This is a genomic window from Acinetobacter variabilis (genome assembly GCF_000369625.1).
Taxonomy (GTDB): Bacteria; Pseudomonadota; Gammaproteobacteria; order Pseudomonadales; family Moraxellaceae; genus Acinetobacter; species Acinetobacter variabilis.
The window spans coordinates 29,288-45,709 of the sequence record NZ_KB850116.1 but is presented as its reverse complement, the minus strand read 5'-3'; the positions used below and the strand labels follow the sequence as shown (position 1 = coordinate 45,709).

Sequence of the window (16,422 nt, the reverse complement as noted above, 5' to 3'; positions counted from 1 at the left end):
TACTTGCTTGAAATAAAAGTAATCCCTGAATTCCCCCTAATCTTGGTTCGAGCTGATCTTCGCATATAGAACTCAGCATATCTAAATGATAGAGATCGTATATGAGTACCGAAATGACTGATACGCCACACTACAGTGAAACATTAGAGATTGAGGGGATGACATGTGCTTCTTGTGTAGGCCGTGTGGAAAAAGCTTTAAAATCTGTTGAGGGTGTTGAATCGGCTCATGTAAATCTGGCTACCGAAAAAGCAGTCATTTATGCGCATCAACCACTTGATCGCGCTACTTTAATTAAAGCCGTAGAAAAAGCAGGCTACGAAGTGGAAGCGCTGCAACCAATAGAGCTTACGATTGAGGGTATGTCATGTGCTTCTTGTGTAGGTCGAGTAGAAAAGGCCTTAAAATCTGTTGAGGGTGTGGAATCAGCTCATGTAAATCTGGCTACTGAAAAAGCGACTATTCAGGCAAGCTCATCTGTCACTCGTGACTCGTTAATTCAGGCTGTCACCAAAGCAGGGTTTGAAGCAAAGTCAGTTCATCAAACTACGGAAAGCTTTCAAGATAAAAAAAATATTGAATTAGAAAAACTTAAAAAAGATTTAATTTTGTCAGTCTTATTGACTCTACCCGTTTTTATTTTAGAAATGGGATCACACCTGATTCCCGCCTTTCATACGTTTATGATGGATAACATTGGCCAACAAAATAGCTGGTTAATGCAATTTTTCTTGACCACAGTAGCATTAATTTTTCCAGGCCGACGCTTCTTTAAAAAGGGCATCCCAAGTTTATTCCGCTTAGCACCAGACATGAATTCCTTGGTGGCTGTAGGAACATTGGCTGCTTATCTTTATTCAGTGGTTGCTACTTTCTTTCCAAGTGTCCTGCCACAAGGCACGGTCAATGTTTATTATGAAGCTGCAGCGGTTATTATCACTTTAATTCTATTAGGTAGATTTTTTGAAGCCAAGGCAAAAGGCCGAACGTCTTTAGCAATTCAACATCTAGTTGGAATGCAGCCTAAAGTTGCCAGAATACAGCTCAATAATCAGGTGATAGAAGTTCCGATTGCCGAAGTTCAAACAGGAACGATTGTAGAGATTAGACCAGGCGAGCGTATCCCTGTCGATGGTGAAGTTATTCACGGCCAAAGTTTTATTGATGAATCCATGATTACTGGCGAGCCTATGCCCGTTGAAAAAACGATAGGCTCTACTGTGGTAGGAGGAACAATTAACCAAAGTGGCAGCTTAAATATCAAAGCCACCTCTGTTGGTAGTTCATCAGTGCTTTCTCAAATCATCCGAATGGTTGAACAGGCCCAAGGCTCCAAGCTGCCGATTCAGGCATTGGTTGATAAAATTACCATGTGGTTTGTACCTGTAGTAATGGGTCTCTCTCTTTTAACTTTTATTACTTGGTTTATCTTCGGCCCTGAGCCAGCCCTAACGTTTAGCTTAGTTAATGCAGTTGCGGTACTCATTATTGCATGTCCTTGTGCAATGGGACTTGCAACACCTACATCAATCATGGTGGGAACTGGGCGTGGTGCTGAAATGGGTGTTTTATTCCGTAAAGGGGAAGCTTTGCAGCTGCTCAAAGAAACTAAAGTGGTTGCTGTTGATAAAACAGGGACCCTGACTGAAGGGAAACCAATTTTAACCGATCTGCATGTCTTAGAAGGGTTTGAATACAATGCCGTACTTTCACTTATGGCAGCCGTTGAATCAAAGTCTGAGCATCCTATTGCTCGAGCAATTGTACAAGCCGCTATAGATAAGGAATTAATTCTGTCTCCTGTTGCTGATTTCAAGTCAGTCACGGGCTATGGAATAGAAGCAACGGTGTCTGAACATTTGGTTCATATTGGTGCAGATCGATATATGGAAAAACTAGGTTTGAATCCTAATGTTTTTTCTCAATTTTCGGATCGTTTGGGAGAAGAAGGAAAAACCCCTCTCTATGTTGCGATTGACCAGAAACTTGCTGCCATTATTGCTGTAGCAGATCCAATTAAAGAATCAACATTTGCTGCAATTGAAGCGTTACATCAGTTAGGTTTAAAGGTTGCCATGATTACAGGTGATAACCGTCATACAGCTCAAGCGATTGCAAAAAAACTAGGTATTGATGAGGTTATTGCAGAAGTCTTACCAGAAGGTAAAATAGAGGCCGTTAAAAAATTAAAAAATCAATATGGTAAACTCGCATATGTTGGAGATGGCATTAATGATGCCCCTGCACTTGCAGAAGCAGATATTGGTTTAGCAATAGGTACAGGTACAGACGTAGCTATTGAAGCTGCTGATGTGGTTTTGATGTCTGGCAACCTGAAAGGAGTGCCAAATGCTATCGCTTTAAGCAAAGCGACTATAACCAATATTCGTGAAAATTTATTTTGGGCATTTGTTTACAATGCAGCTCTGATTCCTATTGCAGCAGGTGTACTTTATCCGCAATTTGGACTGCTACTTTCTCCTGTATTTGCTGCTGGTGCAATGGCTCTCTCGTCAATATTTGTACTAGGAAATGCTTTACGATTAAAACGTTTTAAAGCCCCCCTTGCAATTATTTAACCATTTTTTATATACATTGGCTTTGTTGCACAAAGATTTGAAATGCAAAGCGCCCCTAATTGAGCCAAATTTAAGGCGTAACTTGGGTAAGTGGTCGACCTAATTCCGTAAATCTGTTAAGGACTGCCACACGTGCATGGATCTCATTGACTTGGCTATCAAAACTCCTTGCACTGAGTTTATCTCCTAATAATTTGATGCAATGCATCTTAGTTTCAACCAAACTTCGGCGATGATAGCCTGACCATTTTTTCCATAGTGTCCTGCCTAAACGTTTAATTGCTCGAAGTAATTCATTTCGCTCTAGCGAGCTACTCTTTGTATCTTTCCATGGTTTCGCATTTTTTCTAGGTGGAATCACCGCATGCGCTTGCCGATCTGCAATGACCTGACGGCATTGCTTGGTGTCATAAGCTCCATCGGTATAAACAGAGTCAATCCGCTCATCTTGTGGAATCTGATTAAGTAAATCACCAAGCACCTGTGAATCACTGACATTATTGGTTGTAAGCTGAACTGCTCGTATTTGTAGGGTTTTAGCATCTATACCAATATGAAGTTTACGCCATTGGCGACGATATTCAGGTCCATGTTTCTTGCGTTTCCATTCGCCCTCACCTAGAAACTTCATGCCTGTAGAGTCCATGAGTAGATGCAGCCCATCGCTACTTTTTTGGTAGCTGATTACAATATCAATATGCTTTTGTCTTCTACAAAGCGTGGTGTAATCTGGAGCTATCCAATTTAATCCGCAAAGTTTAATCAGACTTTGCACAAAGCCAGTGACCATACGTAAAGACAGACGGAATAAGGATTTAATCATTAAGCAGCATTGGATGACTGCGTCGGAGTAGGTTTGATTTCGCCCTTGTTTACCGATGGACGGAGCATACCATTGCGTAGCAGGATCAAACCAAATGGCAATATTTCCGCGGCTCATGAGTGCTCGGTTATATGCGGGCCAATTGGTTGTGCGGTAGATTTTGTGTGCAGGCTTCTTCATTTGAAAATTATATCGCTGAAAAACCCTTTACAGATAGGTTTGTGCAACAAAGCCATCCACGATTCATATTCAATCCCATGACTTTAAAGCGCAAAGCGTGTTGCAGATGCAGCTCTTATTCCGAGGAATTTTACACTGGTATCGCCCGCCGATAGAAACACCAGATCCGGCAGTCAGGACGTAAATAACCATTCCTCCAGTTTAAATAAAAAAACCTGCAGATTCGATGCAGGTTTTTTTTAGAGATAATCAATCGCGTCTTATTTGGCTTTACGCTCTTTTTCAATCAGGTAATTCACCACCTGAATGACTTTGGCATCATTACCCTGCACAATATATTTACCATTCACGGTCACTGCCGGAACACCACTTAACTGATACTGAGCAGCCAGATTTTTGGCTTGGGCAATTTTCGAAGTGATCGGGAAAGATTTATAAGTGCTGTTAAATTTCGCTTCAGGAATACCATAGCGGGTATAGAACTTGGCCAATTGCGCCTGTTCTAAAATTGGACGTTGCTTATCATGAATATCATGGAATAATTGTAAATGTGCTTTTTGACGCACACCCAATGCTTCAGACACATAATAAGCACGCGCTGCCTGCTCCCAGAGTGGATTCATTGCAGCCGGCGTACGTACAAAACGTACATCTTTTGGTAATTTTTTCAACCAGCCCTGCATATGTGGTTCAAGCGCGAAACAGTGACCACAGCCGTACCAGAAGAATTCACGTACCTCAATTCTGCCCGGTTTTTCGACTTTGACTGGTTTTGCAACCACCTGATAGTCCTGACCTGCCACAAAATTGGCCATAGCATTGCCTGAAAAGGCCAAAACAGATGCGGCAACAGCTCCTAAAAGGAATTTTTTCATTGGGATTATCGTCCTCTAAATCATTATGCTTAGTGTATGGGTTCACTATAAATCAATTATGCCGGTTCCGTTTTCATGCTGCGAACTTTTGTGCTATCAGAACCGCTACATTAAAGTATGCGACTGATTTTAAGTCAGTTAATATGGCCATTCGACCGCTATGTGTTTTTAGATAATCACAAAAGTTAAACTTTGAGTAATAAAAACGGTTATAATTTCTACGATTAAAACGTAGTGGTCAAACCTACAGTAAATATTAGCTTCTTACTATTCTCTTCAGTAACAGCCGCGTGGCTCTGAGAATGATCTTCTGACATACAATAGTTTCCTTATTCTATTTACGATTAGCTGAGAGACTTGAGTAAGCCTCAATATTTCTGCTAAAAATTGCTTACTATAATTGGTCAAGAAGCTTTCTTTTCATTTATCCACCGGGACAATATTGGTAATAAAACCAACATAAGAAGGGTTGATGAGATAATTCCTCCAATAACCACATTTGCTAGTGGGCACTTTACTTTTTTCTCCAATTCCAATGCCTCCCTAACTAATTAGAGAGTTTTAAGCATTATTACATGAATCTTTCCAGTACTATTGTTGCAAATATACTAAGTTGCATATTTATTCCTGCCTATGTATAGGAGCATATGTAACCCTAAAGTTTAAAATAGTCTTTTCGGATTATTTAAAAATTTGAAAATGGTAAAGAATAAATTAAAAACAATAAATATATTTATCATTCGATTTAAAAAAATTAATTAATCTTAGTTACACCATACTAAAAATAACTAATTTTTAGTTTTCCTAGTTATATGTGCTTCATTATAATTTTGAATTAATTCTCTTCACACCCTTTGCTTTTTTCATTGTTAATTATTTCTAAATTTTTCTCTAAGAAACGAAGTCCCCCATCAGCAAAACTACTGGTTGAAAAAACTATAGTAAAAATAACTAAAACAATCTTCATATATATATTATTGAATCTAATCATATCTTGGACCAAAAAATAATTTCTTCATATACTAATTCCTAGATATATACACCTAAATGACAACCAAATTACAAATTTGTAATTTTGTTAAGGTTTGTCCTAAAAAAAATAAATTAATACTATTTTAACAAAGATAAGTCGTTGCTGAAAAATTTGAATTGTAAGGGATTTAATTAGGCACTGTTGCAAATAGAGATTTGAGTCGATGATGTTCCCTTTAAAAAGTACTTAGAGACCGAAAACCCTGTTGATTAGACACACTTCACCTTGAGGCTGACCATAATAAAATGACCATGCTTGTCCTTTACGTAGTGCACGCATGACTTCAATACCTTTAATTGTGGCATAAGCCGTCTTCATAGATTTGAATCCTAATGTGGCCCTGATGATCCGCTTTAGCTTGCCATGATCACATTCAATCACGTTATTTTTATACTTAATCTGCCTGTGCTCAAGGTCTGGTGGACATTTACCTTCCCGTTTTAACCGTGATAAAGCACGTCCATATGTGGGTGCTTTATCCGTGTTGATCACTTGTGGAATTTGCCACTTCTTCACATTATTTAAAATTTTTCCAAGAAAACAATATGCTGATTTGGTATTACGTCTAGAAGAAAGATAAAAATCAATGGTATCGCCACGTTGATCGACTGCACGATACAGATAAGACCATCGTCCATTCACTTTTACATAGGTTTCATCAATATGCCACGAGCTCAGATCTGTAGGATTACGCCAATACCAGCGTAAACGTTTTTCTATTTCAGGAGCATAACGTTGAACCCAACGGTAAATAGTCGTGTGATCAACATTCACACCCCGTTCGGCCAGCATTTCCTGCAGTTCACGATAGCTAATGCCATATTTACAATACCAGCGCACAGCCCAAAGAATGATTTCGCCCTGAAAATGCCGACCATGGAAAGGATTCATATGCTGCACCTTTAGCTAAAACAGTCTTCAGCTTACCATTCGTGGTTATTTGCAACAGTGCCAAATAGATTCATTTTCGATACTCTTACTTCAAAGCCAAAATTTTTCGGGCACCATTAAGTACGAATAAAGAAACCAGTATGCCAATGATTAAGTCTGGATAAGCTGATCCCGTCCACGCCACGAGTACACCGGCAAATATAACGCCCATATTTACGACAACGTCATTCGCCGAGAAAATCCAACTGGCTTTCATATGTGCGCCATCTTCTCGATGACCAGAAATAAGATATAAGCATGTCACGTTAGCTATAAGTGCGAGCAGGCCAATAACAATCATGAGCGTTGATTCTGGCTCGCTTCCAAACATGAATCGTCTAATGACATCAACAATCACGATAACAGCAAGTAATAACTGAATCCAACCTGCGAAATGGGCTGCTTTTATTTGATATTTCGCAGCTTTTCCGACGGCATATAGCGCAATACCATAAACGGCTGCATCGGCAAACATATCTAGAGAATCAGCAATCAATCCTGTAGACGCAGCAATAATACCGCTGATGAATTCTATAAAGAAAAGTAGAGCATTAATACCTAATAACAGTTTAAGTACTTTAGCTTGTCTCACAGGATCAGGTTCATTAGGTATATCGCCTGAAGAAAGCTGTGTTTCATCAAGTTTCGCCCCAAAACCCAGTCCTTCGAGTTTAGCCGTAATTTGCTGAATCCCTTCATTATGGAAGACTTTCAGTTTTCGATTGGGAAGATCAAAAGTAAGACCTTTAACTGCTTCAATATCTGCAAGAGCCATACGGACCATTTGCTCTTCAGCAGAGCAATCCATTTTAGGAATGGTGTAGGTACTTGTTTGCTTAGCCTGTTGATTGCTTATATAAGTTTCAGTCTTCACAAGCTTTGCACCAAAACCCAAAGCTTCAAGTTTGGTGGTTATATTTTCATCTTTTTGATTATGTAGAACCTTTAAAGAACGGTTAGGTAAATCAAAGATGAGTTTTTGAACACCATCAATTGAAGATAGCGCCATACGAACCATCTGTTCTTCCGCAGAACAATCCATTTTGGGAACTAAGTATTCACTCATGTAGTGCGAATCTTTTAAAATATCTTCAGTGCTTAAATTTTCTTTGGGATCAGAACCATAACAGGATTGAGCGGTATCTTCACAACTGTTTGAAGTGTTACAGCAAGGAGATGAAGATTTTTTTTCTTCCTCTTCACCACAACAGCTAAGCGTATTATCACAATTCTTTGAATTGTTTGCTTCTGCAATTGATGGATGATTTTCTTGTTGAGATTTCTTATCTTCGCATGGTGTTTCTTTACTACATCCACAACCACTCATAATTATACCCATTAAAAAAATTATAAACTTTGAATATTAGAATCCCTATAGTTACTATAGAGTCAAGAATCTTTGGAAATACTAACTCAATGCATTTAAAAATTGGTGAACTCTCTAAAAAAACCTCATGTTCAGTATTAACAATTAGGTTTTATGAAAAGGAAGGTTTAATTCCGGAACCGGAAAGAACGGAAGGAAATTACCGCCTTTACGATGTAGGCTATGTTGAGCGAATTAAATTTATTTTGAATTGCCGAACTTTAAATATGAGTTTGAATGAAATTCGTCAATTACTTACCTATAAAGACAAACCTGAGAAAAATTGTTCAGATGTGAATGAATTAATTGACTTACATGTCAGTGCTATCAGAGAAAATATAATCAAGCAACAAAAGCTTATTGAACAACTATCTGATTTAAGAGGTACTTGTGATGGTTTATGTACAATTGACCAATGTGGAGTTTTAAAAAATCTAGCTTGATTATCTAGACCTATGCTTTTTTCAAAAAATCGGCACTGTTGCAAATAACCACGAATGGTAAGCTGAAGACTGTTTTAGCTAAAGGTGCAGCATATGAATCCTTTCCATGGTCGGCATTTTCAGGGCGAAATCATTCTTTGGGCTGTGCGCTGGTATTGTAAATATGGCATTAGCTATCGTGAACTGCAGGAAATGCTGGCCGAACGGGGTGTGAATGTTGATCACACGACTATTTACCGTTGGGTTCAACGTTATACGAATCTAAAAATGGGAGCCTATAGCTCCCATTTTTATTGTTAAACGTTGAATCCTATATGTTTTCCTGTTGGAAGCTCTACATCAATACGGAGCTTCCCTCCCATTGCCTCAACATACTTTTTCAAGGTTGAAATCTTAAGATCATTGCCACGATTTTCTATTGCTGAAAGCGATGGCTGTTTTATTCCCAAAGTTTCAGCAAGCTCTTTTTGAGAAATTTCGAGTTCTTCACGAATAAGATGAAGCTGATTTTCTAGCAGTAATTCATCAGCCATTTTTTGAATACGGGCTTGGCTCTCTGGAGAGCGGCTAGCTAACAATTCTTGCAGAGTCTTAGCCATTAGATTTATCTCCTAGGGTAGTGAGATGAAGTTGGTATTGTTCATCTGCAATATCCAGCATGTCTTTATAAAAACGCTTTTTACCGCCTTTATCAGCAATACATAGAACAATAGCCTGTCGTAAGGGATCAAATGCGAAGAAAGCTCTTAAGGGTCTACCGCGATGTTGAACACGCACTTCTTTCATATTGGTAAATTTAGACTCATACACAGTATCTACTAAAGGACGGCCTAAACTCGGTCCCTGCTGCTGTAGAACAACCAGGGCAGCTAGGACCTTCTCTTGTGTAGGTTCATCTTGCTGTTCAAGCCACTGATTAAATAGATCTGTCGTAATGACTGTCCACATACCACAACCAGAATATAGATTATAGTCTATATTTTAGGGGCATTATGTTTGTTTTGCAAATGAGAAAGGATAGGCAATAAAAAACCCCGGCATCCTGCCGGGGTTTTTCGTATTGGTTCGCTCGGTATAACTCCTGTCGTACCTTACAGTCCTTGTGCTTATCTATTGTTATTCTTGTATGGAACTTCCTGTTCCCGATGAGTTCATCATAGGAAAATTCACCTTTCCTGGACAGCCGTAAAGAACCGGAATTTACGTAAGCCCAGGCGTACAAAATAGCCTAAATTTTATCCACAAAAAATGTGGATAATTTTGGACATTGAGGCATTGATAAAATTTGAAAAACCTCAAAACTGACTATTTTTTAGTCAAATTTATTGGCAAGAAGTATCAAAACCGCTCATAAAAAAAGCCGACTTGTTTCAAAATCGGCTTTTTGGTCATTTTTGGATTTTTCTATTTTTATTAAGTGTTTGATATTTAGATTAATATACAAGCGTACTTCGCATAACGCCCATTATGTTAAATAGAGTACTTTTACTGTATCTTCTTTAATATCTTGCAGTTGTGCCAGTGGATAAATGAATATTTAATTGTGACTAAACTTTATATATTGCGGAGAAAAAATGAATAATTTAATGATCAGAGTTGCTAGCTTAGATCAAGCTGATACTCTTCAGGAGATACATGCTGCTGCTTTTTCTTCTAATGCCAGATTTTTCCCTGACGATATGGAAGAGGAGGATGGGGAGGAGGAGCTTTCTTTTAGATCATTAATCGAGATGCAAGTTAAAGTTATTCTTAGTATTTTTGATAATAATAATTTGATAGGCGGTGCAGTGATATCTACAGATGAACATAACGTGAAAGTACTCGAACGATTATTTATTTCACCCTGTTTACATGGTAATGGGTATGGCTATCTTACATGGGAAAAAATAGAAAAAATGTATCCTAGCTCGAATGGATGGCGGTTAAGAACACCATCTTGTCTTATTAATAATGTATGTTTTTATGTGAATAAATGTGGGTTCTCAATTGTTCGAGTTGAAGATGTTGGCAATGATGGAATAGGAATGTATGTTTTCACGAAACTCTAACTTTTATATTAAATTAAAGGGCTAAGAAAAGATTTCTTATGCCTAATCATATATAATTCATAATTTTAATGGAGATGATATTTTTGAATCAAGTTAAAGCGATTTCTATATCAGAAACAGACTTAGATCGTATTTATGAAATTTGTCTTAGTAACCCTGATTACTATCGACATATGAATGAAGAATTAAGCAAAGAAAAATTAAAAAAACTGATGTTAGCTCTCCCTCCAGAAGCAGATTTAAAGCATAAGAGAAATATAGGCTTTATCCTTGATGAAATATTAATTGGTTATTTAGAAATGGTTGAATCCTATCCAGATGAAAAAACAGCACTGATAGGTTTTTTTGTTTTAGATGCTTCGTTACAAGGAAAAGGTACAGGAAGTTTAATTATAGATAATATAGCCAATGATTTGAAAGAAAAGGGTTTCAAATCAATCATACTTAGTTGTGCTTCAACTAACAGAGCTTCTCTAAGTTTCTGGGAGAAAAATGATTTCTTTAAAGCTGAAGACAATGAAATTTATGATGACATTGAACTAGTAATTATGGAGAAAAACTTAGAATAATAAATTAAGATTTTCTAAAATTAACATAATACACGTTATACGAATTCCCAAGGCATGGCTTTTAGTCATGCTTTTTTTATCAAAAGACTATAGCTGAATGATGTATAAAGCCAGGCATCTAGTAGAAAATGCTTTCGCTAAGCTAAAACAGTATAGGGCGGTTGCCACCAGATTTGATAAGCTCAAGCAGAGTTATGAAAATACGGTCGCTCTTGCTTGTGCTTATATCTGGCTCAAATTATGAATGTTCAACAGGCTCTAGTTATAACTTCCAAACTTTAAATTAATTGAGTAGAACGCACTGCCTTACACAATAACGCTTTATACTTTTCTATTGTCATGTTCAAATAAAACTGATTAAAAATAATCTGATCATAACAAAGGTACTTAACCTATGATAATGAATAAAAACGTGAATAATAAATGGCATGTTGACCCATTTTTTCAACAAGCCACCCACACAAGACAGATGTCACAAGGTGAGGCTCAGCTGCCTATTAAGTACTTTGATGCGTCAAGCCTGATTGCTTTTTTTATGGTCGATTATGACAAAGCAGTCAGTGTATTGGACAATCCAAAGTTAAAGGTTGCTAAGCTTATAGGCAATAAAGCGTTATTTAGTCTAGCTTTCTATGATTATCGTGAATTAACTGATGGCGAGCCTTATCACGAAGTTGCATCAAGTATGCTTGTCTATCCTGCAGACCAAGACACACCGACTCATCCATTGGTGGAAATGACATTACCACCAGATCGACGCAATACCGGCATGTGGGTTTGTGATTTACCGGTAACCACCGAAGTTGCGTGTCGTGCAGGTAAAGAATTATGGGGCTACCCGAAATTCGTCACCGATATTGATTTTAATTTAGACAATAAGGATTTTAGTAGTTCTGTCAAACATCCAGAGAATCCTCAAACATCAATCTTGTCATTATCAGGTACGATCGGCGCATCAGTTACCGCACCTTGGGCAGACTTAGTTTTATATTCAATGTTAAATGATGCGTTAATACGGGCAACCGCAGATACACGTACATTAAATGGCGCTAAAATTGCCACTAAAGGTGATCTTAAGCTAAGTGTTGATACAACGAACAGTCACCCAATGGCACAAAGGCTCAATAGTCTTGAGTTAAATGGTGCGACGCCTTTTTCAGTCACCTTTACTGATAGCTTGCAATTGCGTTTAAATGAAGGCGTAATTTTTTGATTGATGATTTGAACTTCAAAAATCTGCTTACAGTAAATTTTTTTAAGGAGCAATTCAATAATCAATTAACTCCTTCTACTTTAATGCTAACATGCTTACTTAAACAATCAGACTCATAATATCTATTGTTCGCATAACGCCCATTATGTTAAATAGGTGAAAAATTAGCTACCTAAACTTTTTCTTTCTTATCTTGTTAGTGGCCCTTTCTTCTGATTAATAAGTTGTGCTTTTTGTAAGGTATTTTGAACATTTCCATATAAGTTCCTTAATACAAATTCCATGATTTCATATACATCCATAATATCTTGGAGAGTAATTTCCTCTAAATCATGACTTCCGGAATTACCTAGCCATTTAATTGCCATTAAATAGTCTTTATAAGGAGACAGAATGACATGTGTTGGAACGTCTTGCTCAATCCTAAGATGTAATTTTTTTTTTAGGAATTGAATATATATCTAGTAATTTTTCAAGACTACTTCTTAAACAGTTTACTGCTGATGCTGGTGATTGTAAGACTATTGAAAAAGAAAGCTCCAATAATGCTTTTATTTCACTAGGTGTTTTTTCAGGAACGATAAAAAAGCTTAGTGGTGGAATAAAAATTTTTGGTTGGTAATATGAATAATAAGCAGGTTGACTTCCTGCATCTGCATATTCCTCTTGACTATAATCAATATCTACACCACCAGTTCCTGAGCTAATTACACATTGTCTGCAATTCTTATTTGAGCACTTATAAAGAGCTGTATAAAGGTATTCAACATGATTGCATGGATCAAACCACTCTTCGCAATGGTGTAATGCTGATTTATCATGTTCTTGCCATGTATCATCATCTAAAAGTAATGAGTTTTTTTTACAAAATGGGCATAAGAACGGTAAAGAATCATTTTTTTGAAAACCTTTGATGAAGGTAAATATTTCAGTCATAGTAATAAATCTAACTTAAATTTTTCTAAAATTAACATAATACACCTTATACGAAACACTTTATATTTATCATTAAATTTCAGTATATTAGATTAAGCCGCTCTAGGAAGTAAGGCACCAGAGCGGCTTTTTATTGATTATTCATGTTTCACGCTTAAAATTCGAACAGTGTTTCATGATTTTTATAAGTTAAACTAAATTTAGTTGCTAATCCCAATAAGCTATTCACTAACTTGTAAATATCGGTATACCGCCTGACGACTAATCCCAAAAGCTTTCCCTAATGCCATTTTCGATGGATACTTCCCCTCCTTCCATGCTTGTCGTAAAGCTTCAGCTTGGTCAGGCTTTAGTTTATGCACCCGACCTTTGTACTTCCCCTGAGCAGAGGCGAGTTTTATTCCTTCCTTTTGCCGCTCTAAAATGATCTCACGTTCGAACTGTGCAAAAGCACCCATCATTTGAAGCATCAAATTATCCATCGGGGTGGATTCGGCTGTAAAAGTAATATTTTCTTTTACAAACTGGATGGCGATCCCTCGTTTGACCAGTTTATCTACTTCAGTGACCAAATCTTTTAGGCTTCGCGCAAAACGATCCATTGAATGTACAATCACCCTGTCCCCTTCCCGAACATAGTTCAACATTTCCTGAAATTTAGATCGGTCAGTATTTTTACCTGAAGCACGGTCAACAAAAATCCGGTCGACCTCAATTCCTTCAAGTTGACGTCCAGTGTTTTGCTCGACAGAACTTACCCGGACATACCCTACTTTTTGGCCTTTCACTTTTTCACGCCCCAATTGGATAAAAATGAACAATTTCGTAAATTATAAATCTTTAATACTAAAGTTACATGTTACTTATGATTAAAAATCATTTAAATGATACATAATTTCATGAACTTTCAGATTGTAACTTTAGGGTATACTCTAAATTTACATATTTAAATAACGAGTTTTTTCTCACTCATAAGAATTTGCAAGAATATATATACATTTATTGACATTAAGTAATTTAAATAAAATCAATATACGTATTTACATATATGTGGAAATACGTATATAAGTATATCTGAGTTTCTAATAGCAGTGTTAGTCAAAATGTTCTCGACCATAAAGATTTATCACAATCCTGAGTGTGGTACATCAAGGAATACCTTAGCTTTAATTCAAAATGCAGGAATTGAACCAATCGTTATTGAATATCTAATTACCCCACCTTCGAAAGCAGAATTAATTGAACTTATTCGTAGTGCTGGTTTAAGTGTTAGAGAAGCAATTCGTAAAAATGTACCTCCATATTCTGATTTAGAAATTGTTCGGGAAGATTGGTCTGATGAACAGCTTTTAAATTTTATGCTTCAACATCCTATTTTGATTAACCGCCCATTCGTTGTTACGGATTTAGGTACACGTTTGTGTCGTCCTTCTGAAGTTGTTTTGGATATTCTCCCGTTTCCTCAGAAAGGCGCATTTAGCAAAGAAGATGGTGAAAAAATTATTGATGAAAATGGCCAAAGAATTAAATAGTACTTTCTCATCTCTTGAATGGAAAGAATGTGAAGGAGATTTATATGGATCAAGTTAATTTTTTTAAATGCTTATCAGATGAAACACGTCTCAATATAGTGACATTAATTGTTGAAAATAAAGAACTATGTGTATGTGATTTGACTGAAAAACTACAACTCAGTCAACCGAAAATTTCAAGACATTTAGCCCTTTTACGTGCTTCAGGGCTACTTCAAGATCGCAGACAAGGCCAATGGGTTTACTACAGTATCAATCCAAAATTGGCCAACTGGTGTTATGAAATTTTAGATATTTTGAAGACGGTTCAATCTCAATCAAAGCTGGATGATCAACACCCCCTTTCTGTAAATAGTTATTGTGAGTAATTCAATGAAATTTTTATTTTTATGTACTGGAAATAGCTGCCGTAGCATTTTGTCTGAAGTTTTGTTTAATAGCCGAGCACCAGAAGGTTGGAAAGCCTATAGCGCTGGGAGTAAGCCTTCAGGTCAAGTTCACCCGCTAACTTTAGAAACCCTTGAAAACTTAGGATTATCTACCGAAGGTTTATGGAGTAAAACGATTAATGATTGTGAACAATATCAACCTGATGTTGTGATCACAGTATGTGATTCTGCTGCTCAAGAAGCATGTCCACTTTATTTGGGTGGAGCAATCAAGGCACATTGGGGCTTGGCTGATCCTTCACACTTAGACGTGAATAAAGAAGAAAAAATGAAAGCCTTTATGAGCACTGTTGAACATATCAATCGTCGCTTAGATGCTTTATTTAAACTTAATGTAGATAAACTATCTCGCTCAGAATTGATTGCAGCAATTAATCAAATTTCGAACGTTGAGTAAGTGAAATGTCTGAAAAACGCTTATCTTTTTTAGATCGCAACCTGACGCTATGGATTTTTATTGCCATGGCCTTAGGCATTGCCATCGGAAACTTCTTTCCTCAGGCTTCTGTCGCACTCGATAAATTAAGCATTGATTCAGTGAATATTCCAATCGCGATTGGTCTTATTCTAATGATGTATCCACCACTGGCAAAAGTGAACTATGCGACTTTGCCACAAGTGTTTAAGGATAAGAAAACCCTTACTTTGTCCTTAGTACAAAACTGGCTGATCGCGCCAGTACTCATGTTTGCCCTGGCAATCATATTTTTACATAGTTATCCAGAATATATGACCGGTGTCATCCTGATTGGTCTTGCTCGATGTATTGCCATGGTTCTGGTGTGGAATGGCTTGGCCTGTGGTGATAATCAATATGTTGCAGCATTAGTTGCCTTTAACAGCATCTTCCAGATTCTATTTTTCAGTACCTATGCCTGGTTATTCCTGACCTTCCTTCCACCCTATTTTGGTGTCGCTTCGCAGGTCATTAATGTCGATTTCTGGACCATCACCCATGCTGTTCTGGTTTATCTTGGTATTCCGTTCTTATTAGGTTTCTTAACGCGATGGATTTTGGTGAAACAGAAAGGCGTGGAATGGTATGAAACCAAGTTCATTCCGAAAATCAGTCCGCTGAGTTTAATGGCTTTGCTGTTCACCATTCTGGCCATGTTTAGCCTAAAAGGCGGTGATGTCGTGAGTCTTCCGCTTGAAGTTTTACGCATCGCGATTCCTTTAACCATTTACTTCGTTTTAATGTTCTTCATCAGCTTCTTTATGAGTAAATGGATGGGCAATGACTATCCTAAGACCACAGCAATTGCATTTACCGCAGCGGGGAATAATTTTGAATTATCACTTGCAGTAGCGATTGCAACTTTTGGTATCGCTTCGCCTGTTGCTTTTACCACGATTATTGGCCCACTGGTCGAAGTTCCTGTGTTGATTGCCTTGGTGAGTGTTTCACTCTGGCTGAGAAAGAAAGTTTTTAAAGAGGCCTAACTC

The 16,422-nt window shown here is 37.4% G+C and carries 18 protein-coding genes and 4 pseudogenes; 11 read left to right on the top strand and 11 right to left on the bottom strand.

Annotated features, from left to right (window positions below; translation table 11 throughout):
* Window positions 1-101 precede the first annotated feature (101 nt).
* Window positions 102-2,579 carry a heavy metal translocating P-type ATPase gene (locus tag F897_RS15700; protein ID WP_004281880.1) on the top strand — a complete coding sequence of 826 codons (2,478 nt, stop codon included), beginning with the start codon at window positions 102-104 and terminating at the stop codon, window positions 2,577-2,579.
* Between the two features lie 70 nt (window positions 2,580-2,649).
* Here F897_RS15700 and F897_RS15695 read toward each other — a convergent pair whose 3' ends face one another.
* From F897_RS15695 to F897_RS15680, 6 genes and pseudogenes are all read right to left on the bottom strand, one after another.
* The gene (locus F897_RS15695) at window positions 2,650-3,582 is read right to left on the bottom strand and encodes an IS5-like element ISAba12 family transposase (protein ID WP_034581348.1); all 933 of its coding nucleotides are present in this window, start codon (window positions 3,580-3,582) and stop codon (window positions 2,650-2,652) included.
* A gap of 260 nt (window positions 3,583-3,842) precedes the next feature.
* Window positions 3,843-4,457, bottom strand: a complete 615-nt coding sequence (locus tag F897_RS15690; protein WP_004281236.1) for a thiol:disulfide interchange protein DsbA/DsbL — start codon at window positions 4,455-4,457, stop codon at window positions 3,843-3,845.
* A 177-nt stretch (window positions 4,458-4,634) separates the two neighbouring features.
* Window positions 4,635-4,774: pseudogene (locus F897_RS18130) on the bottom strand (cation diffusion facilitator family transporter); the annotation flags it as partial.
* Window positions 4,775-4,861: 87 nt separating this feature from the next.
* A pseudogene (locus tag F897_RS18220) lies at window positions 4,862-4,978 on the bottom strand (hypothetical protein); the annotation flags it as partial.
* 698 nt (window positions 4,979-5,676) lie between these two features.
* Entirely contained in the window at window positions 5,677-6,381 is a 705-nt protein-coding gene (locus F897_RS15685) for an IS6-like element IS1006 family transposase (protein ID WP_005237497.1), read from the bottom strand.
* Between the two features lie 85 nt (window positions 6,382-6,466).
* Window positions 6,467-7,747 carry a cation efflux transmembrane domain-containing protein gene (locus F897_RS15680; protein ID WP_005237495.1) on the bottom strand — a complete coding sequence of 427 codons (1,281 nt, stop codon included), beginning with the start codon at window positions 7,745-7,747 and terminating at the stop codon, window positions 6,467-6,469.
* An 89-nt stretch (window positions 7,748-7,836) separates the two neighbouring features.
* Between F897_RS15680 and cadR the strand changes: the two genes are divergently transcribed.
* Window positions 7,837-8,229, top strand: coding sequence for a Cd(II)/Pb(II)-responsive transcriptional regulator (cadR, locus tag F897_RS15675; protein WP_000550240.1), 393 nt, complete (start codon window positions 7,837-7,839; stop codon window positions 8,227-8,229).
* Between the two features lie 93 nt (window positions 8,230-8,322).
* A pseudogene (locus F897_RS15670) lies at window positions 8,323-8,484 on the top strand (IS6 family transposase); the annotation flags it as partial.
* 41 nt (window positions 8,485-8,525) lie between these two features.
* Here F897_RS15670 and F897_RS15665 read toward each other — a convergent pair.
* Entirely contained in the window at window positions 8,526-8,828 is a 303-nt protein-coding gene (locus tag F897_RS15665; protein WP_005237493.1) for a helix-turn-helix domain-containing protein, read from the bottom strand.
* Window positions 8,821-9,177, bottom strand: coding sequence for a type II toxin-antitoxin system RelE/ParE family toxin (locus tag F897_RS15660; protein WP_005237491.1), 357 nt, complete (start codon window positions 9,175-9,177; stop codon window positions 8,821-8,823). The genes F897_RS15665 and F897_RS15660 overlap by 8 nt, the downstream gene beginning before the upstream one ends.
* A gap of 626 nt (window positions 9,178-9,803) precedes the next feature.
* Here F897_RS15660 and F897_RS15655 point away from each other — a divergent pair.
* The 4 genes and pseudogenes from F897_RS15655 (at window position 9,804) to F897_RS15640 (ending at window position 12,059) form a co-directional block, all read left to right on the top strand.
* Window positions 9,804-10,277, top strand: coding sequence for a GNAT family N-acetyltransferase (locus tag F897_RS15655; RefSeq protein ID WP_005237489.1), 474 nt, complete (start codon window positions 9,804-9,806; stop codon window positions 10,275-10,277).
* An 83-nt stretch (window positions 10,278-10,360) separates the two neighbouring features.
* On the top strand, window positions 10,361-10,846 hold the full coding sequence (locus F897_RS15650; protein WP_005237487.1) for a GNAT family N-acetyltransferase: 486 nt from the start codon (window positions 10,361-10,363) through the stop codon (window positions 10,844-10,846).
* Between the two features lie 100 nt (window positions 10,847-10,946).
* Window positions 10,947-11,090, top strand: a pseudogene (locus F897_RS15645) (transposase); the annotation flags it as partial.
* Between the two features lie 225 nt (window positions 11,091-11,315).
* Window positions 11,316-12,059: an acetoacetate decarboxylase family protein gene (locus F897_RS15640; protein ID WP_228128848.1), complete on the top strand. Its 744-nt coding sequence runs from the start codon at window positions 11,316-11,318 to the stop codon at window positions 12,057-12,059.
* A 188-nt stretch (window positions 12,060-12,247) separates the two neighbouring features.
* Here the strand turns inward: F897_RS15640 and F897_RS15635 are convergent, their stop codons facing one another.
* The 3 genes from F897_RS15635 to F897_RS15625 all read right to left on the bottom strand — a co-directional run bounded on the left by F897_RS15635 (window position 12,248) and on the right by F897_RS15625 (window position 13,783).
* Window positions 12,248-12,451, bottom strand: a complete 204-nt coding sequence (locus F897_RS15635) for a DUF4145 domain-containing protein (RefSeq protein ID WP_265596773.1) — start codon at window positions 12,449-12,451, stop codon at window positions 12,248-12,250.
* 31 nt (window positions 12,452-12,482) lie between these two features.
* A complete protein-coding gene (locus F897_RS15630; RefSeq protein ID WP_005237482.1) occupies window positions 12,483-12,995 on the bottom strand; it encodes an adenine nucleotide alpha hydrolase family protein in 513 nt (170 codons plus the stop codon).
* Window positions 12,996-13,216: 221 nt separating this feature from the next.
* Window positions 13,217-13,783, bottom strand: coding sequence for a recombinase family protein (locus F897_RS15625; protein WP_005237480.1), 567 nt, complete (start codon window positions 13,781-13,783; stop codon window positions 13,217-13,219).
* Window positions 13,784-14,098: 315 nt separating this feature from the next.
* Here F897_RS15625 and arsC point away from each other — a divergent pair, with 315 nt between their 5' ends.
* The 4 genes from arsC to arsB are packed head-to-tail and all read left to right on the top strand — an operon-like array spanning window position 14,099 to window position 16,419.
* Window positions 14,099-14,527: an arsenate reductase (glutaredoxin) gene (gene arsC, locus F897_RS15620; protein WP_004733243.1), complete on the top strand. Its 429-nt coding sequence runs from the start codon at window positions 14,099-14,101 to the stop codon at window positions 14,525-14,527.
* 44 nt (window positions 14,528-14,571) lie between these two features.
* Window positions 14,572-14,895, top strand: coding sequence for a metalloregulator ArsR/SmtB family transcription factor (locus F897_RS15615; RefSeq protein ID WP_004644742.1), 324 nt, complete (start codon window positions 14,572-14,574; stop codon window positions 14,893-14,895).
* Window positions 14,896-14,899: 4 nt separating this feature from the next.
* Window positions 14,900-15,373, top strand: coding sequence for an arsenate reductase ArsC (locus tag F897_RS15610; RefSeq protein WP_004781073.1), 474 nt, complete (start codon window positions 14,900-14,902; stop codon window positions 15,371-15,373).
* Between the two features lie 5 nt (window positions 15,374-15,378).
* Window positions 15,379-16,419, top strand: coding sequence for an ACR3 family arsenite efflux transporter (gene arsB, locus F897_RS15605; RefSeq protein WP_004644740.1), 1,041 nt, complete (start codon window positions 15,379-15,381; stop codon window positions 16,417-16,419).
* Window positions 16,420-16,422 lie beyond the last annotated feature (3 nt).